Raw genomic sequence first — 13,457 nt, 5'->3', positions numbered from 1 at the left:
CCTGTAAACATGGCCACCACCTAGTGGACATCAGCTAAACATCATTTACCAGTTGGGTTTTTTATTACAATGACAATTTCCGAATTTTTTTTCCGCCTTGATTCTCTCCAGAATCGATGATTTACCATTTTCCGCGTAATCTTTTCGAAGGTCCTCTTCAGAATATCGGAAGCAATAGCTGACAAGATTGTGCATGATATCAATTCTTTCCTTATTGCAGACTTCGAACGTATCTCCAATTTAACGACGGAAGGTAGACAGGTAAACTTTTTTGGAAAAATAGTGATTGACATTGATTGTTCTTCTTCATATATTTCGATATAACGATATGGAGGATACGATGAAGGAATTTATCCGCGTCATGAAGGCGCTTTCCGATCCCACCCGGGTCAAGATTCTAAAAATTTTGGAGAAGCGTACCATGTGCGTCTGTGAACTGCAGACCGCGATTGGGGCGGCTCAGTCAACGACAAGCAAACATTTAAAAATATTGGAAGACGCAGGGCTGGTGGCGTCACATAAAGATGGGCTGTGGGTAAATTACATGCTCGCAGGCGGCCAGCAAAGCCCGTATGCCGCGTCTTTGCTGGGCAGTCTGCGTCATTGGTTGTACGAAGATGCCCAAATTGCTGCTGTAATGGAAGGTATCAATGAAATTGACCGATTCGAAATTATGAATCGGGACTGATTTTTTTTGATCTTATTATATGCATAAATTTCGATATAACGGACCGAGGACAACCGCCACGACCGTAACAGGAAAAAGGAACCGGCAGCGATGAACGAAACACTTGCGTTAACCGAAGACGGGAATGTGACGGGCAATGCTCCCGATACATCTGTACCGGAGGAACCCAGCCTGATCGATTGGAAAGCCATCTGGAAACCTCTCGCCTGGATCGTCGGCGGGTTTCTGATCTTTTTCTTCCTGCCGATCGACAGCACCCGATTCTCGAATGCGGTGATTGAGTCCCTGGCCCTGGCCAAGTGGTACGCCCAGGAACATGTGCTGCTCTGTCTGGTGCCGGCCTTTTTTATTGCCGGCGCGGTGGCGGTCTTCGTTTCCCAGGGATCGGTGATGAAATACCTGGGTGCCGGCGCCAGCAAGGTGCTCTCCTACGGCGTTGCCAGTGTCTCCGGGTCGGTTCTGGCCGTGTGTTCATGCACGGTACTGCCGCTGTTTGCCGGGATCTGGAAGCGGGGGGCGGGTTTGGGCCCGGCCATCGCCTTCCTCTACTCGGGCCCGGCCATCAACGTATTGGCCATTATCCTCACCGCCCGGATCCTTGGGCCGGAAATCGGCGCCGCGCGTGCCGTGGGCGCGATCCTCTTCAGTGTAGTGATCGGATTGTTCATGCACCTCCTGTTCAGAAAGGAGGAGCAGGCCAAGGCGGTCGCAGCCATACACATGCCTGTGCCCGATGTCGAGCGGCCCTTGTGGCAGACCACCCTTCTGTTTGCCGCCATGATTGGACTGCTCGTCTCCGCCACCTGGAGCCGTCCGGAGCAGGCCGGCGGGTTCTGGTCGGCCGTGTTTGCCGTCAAATGGCTGCTGACCGGCGGATTTGCACTGCTGCTGGGTGTGCTGATGGTTCGCTGGATGCAGGTCAAGGTCTACAAATTGGCAATCGCCGCAGCTGCCGTTTTGATTCCGGCCCTGGCCCTGCCGCAGTATCCCTTGATCGCCTTTTCCATCGGCCTGATCGCCTTCGTCTCCCTTCTGACCACCACCCGCGGCGAAACCGAATCCTGGTTCATGGCCTCCTGGGATTTTTCCAAACAGATCATGCCCCTGTTGCTGGCCGGTGTTCTGGTGGCAGGGTTGCTGCTGGGCCGACCCGGTGCCGAGGGGCTGATCCCATCGGCCTGGATCAGCGGCCTGGTGGGGGGGAATTCCCTGTGGGCCAACCTGTTCGCCTCGGTGGTGGGCGCCTTCATGTACTTTGCCACGCTCACCGAAGTGCCCATCCTGCAGGGGCTCATCGGCGCGGGCATGGGCAAAGGGCCTGCTTTGGCCCTGCTGCTGGCCGGACCTGCCTTGAGCCTGCCCAACATGCTGGTGATTCGCAGCGTCTTGGGAACGAAGAAAACCGTGGCCTTTGTCACCCTGGTGGTGGTCATGGCCACGATCAGCGGCATGATTTTCGGACATTTCTTTTAAACGTCAGAAACATGCCACAACATTCGGCTTTCGTTGGGTCGATCCAATCATTACTAAGATTCAGCAGGCAACTGAGAACAACGGCTGGCAACACGGATGTACTTAGACAAGGAGCCGGAAACGATATGTTCGACCAATTTTTCCTTGAAGTGAACCAATGGATGACTGCCGGATCGGCGATCGCCTTTGCCGGGGCCTTTGCCTGGGGCATGGTCAGTGTGCTGTTTTCGCCCTGCCACCTGGCCTCGATCCCGCTGATCGTGGCCTACGTGGGCGGCCAGCAGACCGCTGTAAACCCGCGCCGGGCCGCCTGGTATGCCGGCGCGTTCTCCATCGGCCTGTTCATCACCATCGCCGTGGTGGGCATCGTCTGTGCGATGCTGGGCCGCATGCTCGGCGACGTGGGCACCTGGTGGCAGGTGCTGGTGGGCATCGTGCTGATCTGGGTGGCCCTGGGCATGCTGGGCGTGCAGGCCTGCTCCATGTCCGGCTCGCTGCTCTACCGGCTCAACCTGCGCGGCATCCATGGCGCTTTCGGCCTTGGACTGGCCTACGGCATTCTTTCCGGGTCCTGCACCTTCGGGTTTATCGCGCCGATCCTGGCCATTGTCACCGTGCAGCAGAAGATCGTGGCCGGCTCGGTGATGATGATCCTTTTTGCCGTGGGCCACTGCCTGCCCATCGCCTTGGCCGGCAGTTCCACGGCCATGGTGCGGCGGCTGACGGAGAGCGGCGCCTGGCAGGGCGCGGGGCAGTGGTTTCGGCGGGGTGCGGGCGTGGTGATTGCGCTGTTGGGCGTTTATTTCATAAGCGGACCGTTTGTCGGCGGCATATGATTCCATCGGAAGGCGAAACGATGATTCTGGAAAGATTGCGACAGGCCTTGTGGCAGGTTCCCCTGTTGATCATCATTGCCGGTTTGGTCGCTTCGGGAACCAACCAGTGGCGATCCGGCGGCATCGCCCTGATTCATCGGTTTGGGGTCAAAAGCACGCCGACCTGCATCGTGACGCAACCCGGGAAGGAAATGACCACGTACAGAGGCAGCGGCGGCATTCCGGCCGGCATCGATCCATTGCTCGCCGGCTTGCCCCCGGAAGGGTCAAACAATTGAAAAAAGGAGGAGCAATGGCAGGCAAATCGCTGTCCTGGATCATCGCCCTGAGCCTTGTATGGGCACCCTTTGGGTGCCTGGCGGATCAATCCCCGCCGGGTCCGTCGGCATGTCTTCCGCAAAGCGTTCATGAATTCGCTCCGGTGGTGGAAGGAACCCAGGTCGTTCATGAATTCATCCTTCAAAACCTGGGCGACGCCCCCCTGGAGATTATCAAGATCGATTGCGGTTGAGGCTGTACGGCCGCGACCAGTGCGCGGCAGGTCCCTCCCGGGCAGGAGGGCCGCATTCAGGTCCAATTCAAAACCAGCGGGTATGGCGGACAGAAGGTCCGTGAAAGTGTGCGGATTCAAACCAACGATCCCAACTGGCCATGGTTGCAAGTGGCCGTCACCGGCATGGTGGAAAAATTCGCCGAAATCAGTCCCGAACGGGTGTGTCTGGCAGGCCCGGCCGATCAGCTGTTACTCGCCGCGGTGGAAATCATCCCAAGAAAGGACCTGCCCTTCACGATCTCCCGAGTCGAAGCCAAAAGCGGCGAGTTCATCTGGAACTTCAAATCGTGCTTATTAGGAGAAACCTGAAATGAGCCGTTTCTTAATCATCGGCGGCAGCGACGCCGGCGTCAGCGCGGCCTTGCGCATAAAGGAAATCGACCCGAAGGCGGCGGTCACCGTGATGGCCGCCGATGCTTACCCCAACTTCAGCATCTGCGGGCTGCCGTTTTACCTGAGCGGGGAAGTGGCTGACTGGCGCACCCTGGCCCACCGCACCGCGGAAGAGATCACACGGCACGGCATCGATCTGTTGCTCGATCACAGGGCGCTGGCCATCGATCCGCAGGCCAGGCAGGTGCAGGTTCGTTCGTCCGATGGAAACAATCGCCGGATCGGTTACGGCAAGCTGCTGATCGCCACTGGTGCGGAATCGGCCAAACCGCCCTTCGAAGGCCTTGAAAATCCCGGTGTATTTTTCCTGCGCTGGATGGATGACAGCTTCGCAGTCAAAGGGTTCATGGATCAGGAAAGCCCCAAACGGGCCGTGATCATCGGCGGCGGTTACATCGGACTGGAAATGGCCGACGCCCTGACCCACAAAGGAATGACGGTCACCCTGCTGGAATTCGCCCCCGAGGTGTTGACCACACTGGACCCGGAACTTGGCGCACTGATCAGGGCCGAGCTTCACGCCAAGGGGGTGCGGGTAATCACGGGGCAGGCGGTTCAGCGGATCTCGCGAAATGGAAATGAACTGTCGGTGCATGCGGCTGCCGGCGACACTGTAGCGGCGGACATGGTGCTGGTGGCTGCCGGAGCCAGACCCGCCACGCAGCTCGCCCAATCCGCCGGCATCGGCCTTGGGGCCGGAAAGGCCATCCTGGTGGACAGGCACATGGCCACGCAAACGGCGGATATCTGGGCGGCCGGAGACTGCGTCCAGACGTGGCACCGTATTCTCGAACGCCATGTTTACATGCCGTTGGGCACCACGGCCCACAAGCAGGGCCGGGTGGCCGGAGAGAATATGCTGGGCGGAGCTTGCGAATTCCAGGGCAGTCTGGGGACCCAGGTGGTCAAGGTCCTCGACCGGGTGGCGGCGAGAACGGGTCTGCGGGAGATCGAAGCGGCCGAAGTCGGGCTTGATGCGCTGACCGCACCGCTGACCTCCTGGGATCATAAGGTGTACTATCCAGGCGCAACGGCCCTGCACATCCGCCTGACCGGGGATCGCGCCTCCGGCCGTCTGCTCGGAGCCCAACTGGTCGGCCACCGGGAATCGGAGGTTTCCAAGCGGGTCGACATCGTCGCCACCGCGCTGTATCACGGCATGGCCGTGAAGGAACTCTGTGACCTGGATCTCTCCTATACGCCGCCGCTGTCGTCTCCCTGGGACCCGGTTCAAATGGCGGCCATGCAGTGGATGAACCTCAACAGGGGTGCTACGTTCAAATGATTGCAACAATGAAAGAAATGTTGATGACAAGATCGAGATTGCTGCTTTTATTTGGGGTGCTGCTGACATGCCAAGCGGTGTCACCCGTGTACGCCACCGATGCCACGCCGGAGAGCTTGTTGAAATTGCCGGTTCCGGGCATGGTGACCATGATCGATCTGGGGGCCAAGTCGTGCATCCCCTGCAAGATGATGGCGCCCATCATGGAAAAGATGGAGAAAAAGTACGCCGGCAAGGCGGCCATTGTTTTCATCGACGTCTGGGAACATCAGGAGCAGGTCAAACGGTTCGGCATCCGGGCGATTCCAACGCAAATCTTTTATGATACCACCGGCAAGGAGGTGCTGCGCCATGTGGGCTTCATGTCCGAAGACGATATCGTAAAGACCCTGACGCGGCTGGGGGTTGCGCCTTAGCTGGTTGGGATCCCAACGGGAAATGGGTTAATAAACGTTCGCAGTTCTTTTCGAAGCCATAAACGGCTTACCTTTGGCAGGAGGCCTGAATTGTTGCTCCGATCCTATCGAATTGAAATTTTTAACAACACATGCATGCCCGGCGCCATGAGCGTCCAGTGCTTTGCCCACCTGGACCAGGATGTTTCCGAGGCGCTGCCCTATTTGAACGCCGAGTTGGGTGGTTCTGAATATATCAAGGACCCACCGTCGGTTACGTTCAAACTGCATGGCAAGCTGCTGACGGTTCACGGTCGCAAGATTGCCGTTAACGCGAACAAGAACGAGGAAGAGGCGCGAAAGATCGTAGAATGGATGAAGCGTGAGATCAACCGGGTTTGGGAAAGCCGCCAGGCCATTACGCCGCGATACGAAGGTATGCCACGGCCTCAGGTGATCCGGATATTAAAATGCCTGCCAAAAACGAATTGCCGCGAGTGCGGCGAGCCAACCTGCATGGTATTCGCCACCCGCGTGGCCGAGGGCATTAAGGGCGGCGACGATTGCCCGACGTTGACTCCGGCGGCCAAAGCGGACCTGGATGCATACATGCAGCCCTTTGCCGTGGGCGTGGATGGCATACCGTGGTAGTGCGCCGGGTTCATTAAAAAGCCCATCGAGAAGAAAAACGATATCCCCTCTTCCGAAAGTGTCCATCGCGAGTATGCGTTTGTCCTTTTCAACGCAAATGCCGGAAGAAGGTCCGTATTTCCTCAACCAAAGCCTCCGGTTGCTCGAGCGCTGCGAAATGGCCACCTTTATGCATCGCTGTCCACCGCCGGATATCGGTATACATGCGTTCAGCCACTGATCGCGGGGGACGCAGGATCTCCTTGGGGAACTCCACATAGCCCATAGGCACGTCGATTGTTTGACCTTTCGGAATTGGCCACGGTCCGTGCATCCGGGCATAGTAGGGCCAGAATGATGAACCGATGGCGCCAGTTATCCAATACAACGTGATGTTTGTGAGCATTTCGTCTCGTGTGAGAGCGGTCTCAGGGTCGCCATCGCAGTCGGTCCATGTTCGGAATTTTTCCACCAGCCATGCGGCAAGGCCGGCCGGAGAGTCGGTAAGGGCAAAGGCAAGCGTCGTCGGCTTTGTTCCTTGGATCCACTGATAGCCGGTCTCCTCTTTAAGGAAATGGTTAAGCTGCTCCAGAAACGCCTTCTCTTCAGGCGTAGGATCAGCCATCATCTTTTGGTCGCGACGCACCGCAAGCAGATTGAGGTGAATGCCAATGAGGATCTCAGGAAAAGCAAAACCCAGTCGGGAGGTGAGAAAAGCACCCCAATCGCCGCCTTGAGCGCCAAAGCGCGAGTACCCCAACACGTCAGTCATCAGCGAGGCAAATACCTCGGCGATCTCCTCGATGCCGAAGCGCTTCTGTCCTGCCTTGAAAGAAAACACATAGCCCGGCAGTGAAGGAGCGACTACAGTGAACGCATCAGCAGGGTCTCCTCCGAAGCGAGCTGGGTCGGTGAGCATGGGTATCACTTTGTAAAACTCCATCACCGAGCCCGGCCATCCGTGAGATAGCAGAAGCGGCATTGGATCTGGGCCCTTGCCCTTCTCATGGATAAAATGAAGGTTGATACCGGCAAGCGGTACTGTGAACTGGCGAATGGCATTAAGCTTCGCCTCCTGCGTGCGCCAGTCGAAGCCTTCTCGCCAGTAGTCAAGCAGCTGTTTGAGGTACGCGACGCTTGTTCCCGTGGACCAGGGGGCCAGCGGTGGTTCGTCAGGGAGCCGTGTGCGCATTAAACGCTGCCTTAGGTCATCTAAAACCGAATCGGCTACGGAGAGCTGGAAAGGTTGTATATCGTTAATTGGCATGGCCACGCTTCAGGTGTGTGCGATTGCACATTTGTATGCACATCACGGCTAATTCCAAGCGATGGACGCATCTAAAATGCTTGAAATCACTTGTAGTATAAGTGGTACAAATTTTAAGTGTCAAGGACGAACTCAGAACGAGCCCAGCTTTTATGTTGATTTAAATTTCGACTCCAAATCACACGACACAGCATTCAACTGATGTCTGCTGGTCCCGAAGCAATCCTATTTTTTAAGGGGCCTGTTTTCCCGCCAAACAGGTACATTTATCCAATCGATGTTCATTTTTATCCCTTTCCATGTTACGCTCAAGTCGAACCAACTACCGAATCCTTATTACTTTCGAGACGACTGTGGCAGGAACGCAAACCTCCTGATCCTCACAGACGAGGTGTCCAAAACCTATTGCGCGGCCACGCCCCTCAACCCAGCACACGTGACCGGATGGTCCGATGTGAAAAGGCAGTCTAAAGGCCGTTTTCAGCACCGTCGAAAAGCTCATACTGGAGGAACCTTGACCGATCCGTCCCCACATATCACCGAGGGCAAACAGGCTGATGAAGCGCTGCGCGACAGCGAGCGTCATCTAAGAATGGTGCTGGAGAGTATGCCAGACGCCTTTGTCAGCTTCGATTCCAGCTTGCGCTACACATACGTAAACCAACATGCTGAGCGTCTTCAGGCTGCGCGTCGCGAGGACCTGCTCGGAAAGAATGTCCGGGAGGTCTATCCCGACCCAGAGTCTTATAAATCCATCAGCCAATATGAGAGCGTGCTGGCCGAAGGGACGCCAGTCAGCTTCACATCTTATCACAGTGGATTCGACAGATGGGTCGAGGTGCGGGCATTCCCAACACCCGACGGCGTTTCCGTCTTTTTCAAGGATGTTTCAGACAAGATTAAGACCGAGAATGCCCTGCGGCAGAGTCGCGCGGATCTCGACCGCGCCCAGGCCGTGGGCAAAATCGGCTGGTGGCGCCTGGATGCCCGTAAGAACGTGCTATCCTGGTCAGCCGAGAATCACCGCATTTTCGGGGTGCCCGAGGGGACGCCGCTGACCTACGAGCTCTTCCTGTCCATCGTTCACCCGAAAGACCGCCAATATGTGGAGGCGCAATGGCAGGCTGGTCTTCGCGGTGAACCATACGACATCGCGCACCGCATTGTGGCGGGCGGCCAGGTCAAATGGGTGCGGGAGAAGGCATATCTGGAGTTCGACAGTGAGGGCCAATTGCTTGGCGGCTTCGGTATTACCCAGGACATCACCGAACAAAAGTGTGGCGAAGCGGCTCTGCGGCGCAGCGAACGCAGGCTTTCCATGGCTTTGTCCGCCACGGCCGATGCGGTTTGGGAATGGAACCTGGTTACCGGCAAGAACTATTACAGCCCCCGCTGGTACGAGATGTTGGGCTATGCCAATAACGAAATTTCCATGGATTATGACGGTTGGAGAAGCCTGTGCCATCCAGATGACCTTCAGCCTACCATGGATTTGATTCAGTCGAAGCTGCAATCCGGTATAGATTCCGTCTATTCAACCGAATTTCGGATGCGCGCGAAGGATGGGTCGTGGGTGTGGATTCTGGGCCGCGGTCGGGTGGTTGAGCACGACGCGGCGGGAAGACCGGTGCTGCTCAGCGGTACCAACACCGACATCAGCGAACGGAAAAACACCGAACTGAGGCTTCGTCAATTGTCGCAGTTTCCCGAAGAGAACCCCAACCCGGTTCTACGGATCTCCGTAGACAGCACCCTTTTGTACACGAACGCCCCAGCTCGCCAAATGCTGTCCGTGATGGGCGGGCGGAATGGCCGGCACCTGCCCGCCCCCTTGAAGGCAGTATTGGAGCGTGTTCGGGAGCAAGGCCATGCCGCGGAAAACGAGATCACGCTCCCGGACGGCCGTACGTTCAGCTTCTTTGCCATTCAGCCGCTGGATGAAGACTACATCAATCTCTACGGTATGGACATCACTGAACGCAAGCTGGCGGAAGAGACATTACGTCTCAATGAGGCGCGCTTCCGCACCTTGGTGGAGGCCAGTTCGGAAGTGTTGTACCGCATGAGCTCGGATTGGCGCGAAATGCGCCAGCTTCAAGGCGGCGGGTTTTTGGCCGACACCGAAGGACCGAACCGTAATTGGCTTCAGGAATACATTCACCCAGATGATCAGCCGCAGGTGTCCGCCGCGATTGATGAAGCCATTCGGAGCAGAAGCACATTTGATTTTGAACACCGGGTGCGGCGGGCGGACGGCACATTGGGGTGGATATTTTCGCGTGCCGTGCCACTGTTTGACGCAAAGGGTGACGTTGTGGAATGGTTCGGCGTCGCCAGCGACATCACCGAACGCAAACAAGCCGAGGAGCACGAGCAACGGGAGCACCGCGAAACCGTGTTCGCCAACCGCGTCCTGCGTGCCTTTGTCGAATATGAGGGGGACGCGTTGTTTGACCAAGCACTGGCGGTCGTGCAGGATGAAACGGCCAGCCGGCACGGCGTGTTCGGCTACATCGCAGAACCCGGCCATCTGTACTGCCCGAGCCTGTCGAAGATGCTTGACGCCTGCGAGATCGAAGGCAAGTGCATCCACTATCCCCCGGAAAAGTGGAAGGGGTTGTGGGCGCGGGCGATGAAAGAAAAGCGGTCGATGTACACAAACCAAGCTCCGCCCGTTCCGCCCGGTCACCCGATCATCCACAGCAACCTGGCCACGCCAATCCTGTTCCACGGCGATGTCATCGGTCTGCTGAACATCGCCAACAAGGACGGCGGCTACACCGACGCGGACCGCGACACGCTCGACCGACTCGCAAACCGCATCGCACCTGTACTCTACGCCTGGATTCAGCGTAAGCTGCGCGAGGATGAACGCGATGCCGCCAGGGCTGAGGTCCAGCGAATCGCAGAACAGCGACAGCTTGCCCTGGATGCCGCCAAGCTCGGTTGGTGGCAGTTCGATCCAAACACATGCGGCGCTCAGTGGGACGAAGGTTACAAGGCCATTTTCGGTGTGAGCGGTTATGCCCGCCCCAACGATGCGATCCTGAAGCAGATCGTCCACCCCGAGGACTTGCCTGCGCTGTGGGCCGAGATTGCAGCTGCCCTGAATCCAGAGAATCCTCAGCCCTACGCTACCGAGTACCGAATCAATCGCCCCGACGGACAGGTGCGCTGGGTGGAGGATCATGGAATCGCCACTTTCGAGGGCGACGGCGCAAACCGGCGCGCCGTAAACTTTGTCGGTACGGTGCAGGACATCACCGAACGCAAACTGGCGGAAGAAACCCTGCGCGATAGCGAGGAGCGAATCAAAGCCAGCCTTTCCGAAAAAGTGGTTTTGCTTAAGGAGATCCACCACCGGGTAAAGAACAACATGCAGGTGATCTCCAGCCTGGTGGACCTGCAGGCCAACGAGGTCCAAGATCCCGCTGTGCGCATGATTTTTCAAGACGTGGTTCACCGGGTGCGCTCCATGGCCATGGTCCACGAAAAACTGTACCAGTCGCACGACCTGGCACGGGTGGAGTTCGCCGACTACACCGAAACCCTGCTGGGCTACCTGTGGCGGTCCCAGGGTGATGCGGCCTCGGGCATTCGACTCGATTTGGACCTGAAACCGGTTTACTTGCCGGTCAACCAGGCGGTGCCCTGTGGACTGATGCTGAACGAACTGGTGAGCAACACGCTCAAGCACGCCTTCAGGGGCAAGTCGGCGGGCCGGGTGACGGTAAGGCTTGGTGAAAACGGGGCAGGTCGGGTACAGTTGGAGGTTGGGGACGACGGCGTCGGCCTGCCGAACGGCCTGGATTGGCGCCAGGCGCCCTCTTTGGGTCTGCGGCTGGTGCAGATGCTGGCCCGGCAGCTGAAGGCCACGGTGGAAGCCATAGGTGAAGCAGGTGCGGTATTCACCATCACATTCGATAAGTGGGGATCATAATCACGTTGAGTCTTTGCCCGCCTTGCTGCGGTGCATCCTGACCCAATACAATCCAAGCCCCATCGCCAGTTCTTTTTCAGGCGGGTACCGATCATACTATCAACTTACCTTCTCGAAAAATGGGCCGCCAATATATGGTTCAGGAATCGATCAGAAGCTTGCCGGGCTCCCGGTTCGCAGCCGGGCGGGCATGGTTCTGCGTTTGAACCGCCGATTCACAATGACGCTGCAACGGCCATTGATCCGATGACCCGCCTGGCCGGGATCCTGGTGGCCCTGATGACTGCTGCCTCCATCGGGCACGGTCTGGCGCCGGCCCTGCCCTCCTGGCCGTCCGGCCTGTTCGCCTGGGCGGCTGCTTTGCTGCTGGTATCCCGGGTATCCAGAGTCCAGTTCCTGCAGACCGTGTTTCTGCTGCTGATCGGTGTGTCGGCTCTGGCTGCCGCGCTATCGCTCGGCGCCGAGGTGCCATGGCTGCGTCTGCTGGACAGTAATGCCGGCTTATTGTCGATGCTCGCCGCCGTCAGTTTTCTGCAACTGATCACCATCGCCAGGGGTGCGGTCGTGGCGAAGGCCCAGCGCGGACCGGGCGCATTCGGACGCACCCTGCTCAGTGTCGCCGTGTTCGGCGGGTTTATCAATATCTCGGCCATGCTGCTGGTGGCCAATCGCCTGGCGCGAGAGCGCGGTCTAAGCGCCTTTGCCTGCCAGTCGATCACCCGGGCATTTTCCGGTTGTCCAACCTGGTCGCCGTTTTTCGCCGGCATGGCGGTGGTGCTCACCTATGTTGCCGAGACCAACCTGCTGTTCGTCATGCTGGTCGGCCTGCCATTTAGCGTCGTAGGGTTGTTGTTGGTGTTCATCGAAGCCATTTTTCGCTATCGGCAGGAGCTGACCGAATTCGAGGGCTACCCGCTGACCGTGGCCAGCCTCTGGCTGCCCTGCCTGCTGGCGGTGGCCGTCTGCCTGGGGCACGTCATGCTGCCCGGAACGTCGATCCTGGACATCATCGCCCTGTCGGCGCTGGCGGTTACCGGTGGGGTGCTGCTCATATCCCGCGGCGCGGTCGAAACCGGGCGGCAGTTGAGCGACTTCGTGCAGCAGGGACTGCCCATGATGGTCGGGGAGTTGCTCCTGTTTCTTGGCGCCGGTGTGCTTGCCGTCGGACTGCATGCGCTGGCAACGGTCATGCATCTGAACCTGCCGGTGATCACGGCCTTCGATGCGACCGCGGCCGGATTGCTGCTGGCGGGGTTGATCGTCCCTTCCATGTTCGGCGCCCATCCGATCATCACCATCTCCGTGGTCGTGCCGCTGCTCGCCCCGATCAACCCGGACCCGCAACTGCTGGCGGTTACCTTACTGTTCGGCTGGGGACTGGGCACCTGCGCGGGCCCGATGTCGGGAACCCATCTGGTCATGCAGGGCCGCTATGGCATTTCCAGCCTCAAGGGGGCCATGCGCAACTGGTCTTATGTGGCCCTGATGTATCCGGTAGCCCTGCTGTTTCTCTTCGTCGTCGCCATGATTCGGAAGGTTTGAGGTAAGCATGGACCATCAGGATGGCCTGATTTATTCGCCAGACTGAGGGAATAGCAGGGCCTCCGCCGGATGGATACCTGGCTGAGGCCTTTACTTTGCGTGTCAATTTTCAGGTCTGGTGGACAGCTGTCTGCGGGTGGTGTGAGGCCCAGGTTATTTTGAGGTATACCGGATTTCGGGGTCGTGCGATTTGGTGCGATGCCCTCTACCTATCTTTAAAATTCAATATCTGAGATGCGGTTCAGCTTAGTTTTGGTCCCTGTATTTCGGGTTCAAACGGCCGACCACAAGATATGGGATTGAATGATGTCGGCCTTGCAATAAAGAAATTTGCAAGTTACATGTAATTTTCACTATGCTGTTTTTCAGGTCCGCACCTCGGGCGAGGTGCGCTCGTCCGGGTTCCTGCTGTGGCAGTCGGCGTACGCGGAGTTCTACTTCTGCGACGCCTACTG

Annotated in this window: 11 protein-coding genes and 1 pseudogene; 11 read left to right on the top strand and 1 reads right to left on the bottom strand. The window is 57.8% G+C overall.

The annotated features are described in order from the left end of the window. The first annotated feature begins 340 nt into the window (after positions 1 to 340). From R6V78_RS05225 to R6V78_RS05190, 8 genes and pseudogenes are all read left to right on the top strand, one after another. On the top strand, positions 341 to 688 hold the full coding sequence (locus tag R6V78_RS05225) for an ArsR/SmtB family transcription factor (protein ID WP_410288279.1): 348 nt from the start codon (positions 341 to 343) through the stop codon (positions 686 to 688). Between the two features lie 90 nt (positions 689 to 778). Beyond that, positions 779 to 2,161 carry a permease gene (locus R6V78_RS05220; protein ID WP_410288278.1) on the top strand — a complete coding sequence of 461 codons (1,383 nt, stop codon included), beginning with the start codon at positions 779 to 781 and terminating at the stop codon, positions 2,159 to 2,161. 125 nt (positions 2,162 to 2,286) lie between these two features. Next, entirely contained in the window at positions 2,287 to 2,997 is a 711-nt protein-coding gene (locus R6V78_RS05215; RefSeq protein ID WP_410288277.1) for a cytochrome c biogenesis CcdA family protein, read from the top strand. 20 nt (positions 2,998 to 3,017) lie between these two features. Continuing rightward, complete coding sequence (locus R6V78_RS05210; protein WP_410288276.1) at positions 3,018 to 3,275, top strand: hypothetical protein; 258 nt, start codon at positions 3,018 to 3,020, stop codon at positions 3,273 to 3,275. A 14-nt stretch (positions 3,276 to 3,289) separates the two neighbouring features. Then, positions 3,290 to 3,823 (top strand): annotated as a pseudogene (locus tag R6V78_RS05205) (OS_HP2 family (seleno)protein); the annotation flags it as partial. Between the two features lie 37 nt (positions 3,824 to 3,860). Then, entirely contained in the window at positions 3,861 to 5,228 is a 1,368-nt protein-coding gene (locus tag R6V78_RS05200) for an FAD-dependent oxidoreductase (RefSeq protein WP_410288275.1), read from the top strand. Between the two features lie 23 nt (positions 5,229 to 5,251). Next, positions 5,252 to 5,644 (top strand): thioredoxin family protein, encoded by a 393-nt coding sequence (locus R6V78_RS05195; protein WP_410288274.1) that lies wholly within the window; start codon positions 5,252 to 5,254, stop codon positions 5,642 to 5,644. Positions 5,645 to 5,737: 93 nt separating this feature from the next. Continuing rightward, positions 5,738 to 6,274 (top strand): (Fe-S)-binding protein, encoded by a 537-nt coding sequence (locus tag R6V78_RS05190; RefSeq protein ID WP_410288273.1) that lies wholly within the window; start codon positions 5,738 to 5,740, stop codon positions 6,272 to 6,274. 88 nt (positions 6,275 to 6,362) lie between these two features. Here R6V78_RS05190 and R6V78_RS05185 read toward each other — a convergent pair whose 3' ends face one another. Continuing rightward, the gene (locus R6V78_RS05185; RefSeq protein ID WP_410288272.1) at positions 6,363 to 7,520 is read right to left on the bottom strand and encodes an epoxide hydrolase family protein; all 1,158 of its coding nucleotides are present in this window, start codon (positions 7,518 to 7,520) and stop codon (positions 6,363 to 6,365) included. A gap of 514 nt (positions 7,521 to 8,034) precedes the next feature. On the opposite strand from R6V78_RS05185, the gene R6V78_RS05180 reads away from it, so the two are divergent. The 3 genes from R6V78_RS05180 to R6V78_RS05170 form a co-directional block, all read left to right on the top strand. Continuing rightward, positions 8,035 to 11,460 carry a PAS domain-containing protein gene (locus R6V78_RS05180; RefSeq protein ID WP_410288271.1) on the top strand — a complete coding sequence of 1,142 codons (3,426 nt, stop codon included), beginning with the start codon at positions 8,035 to 8,037 and terminating at the stop codon, positions 11,458 to 11,460. A 246-nt stretch (positions 11,461 to 11,706) separates the two neighbouring features. Continuing rightward, positions 11,707 to 13,002 (top strand): hypothetical protein, encoded by a 1,296-nt coding sequence (locus R6V78_RS05175; protein WP_410288270.1) that lies wholly within the window; start codon positions 11,707 to 11,709, stop codon positions 13,000 to 13,002. A 330-nt stretch (positions 13,003 to 13,332) separates the two neighbouring features. Continuing rightward, on the top strand, positions 13,333 to 13,457 hold a 125-nt coding region (locus tag R6V78_RS05170; protein WP_410288280.1), incomplete at its 3' end, for an undecaprenyl diphosphate synthase family protein.

This window comes from Desulfosarcina sp. (assembly GCF_046496365.1).
GTDB lineage: Bacteria > Desulfobacterota > Desulfobacteria > Desulfobacterales > Desulfosarcinaceae > Desulfosarcina.
The sequence above is the reverse complement of the archived record's forward strand: the minus strand, read 5'-3'. Positions and strand labels throughout refer to the sequence as shown.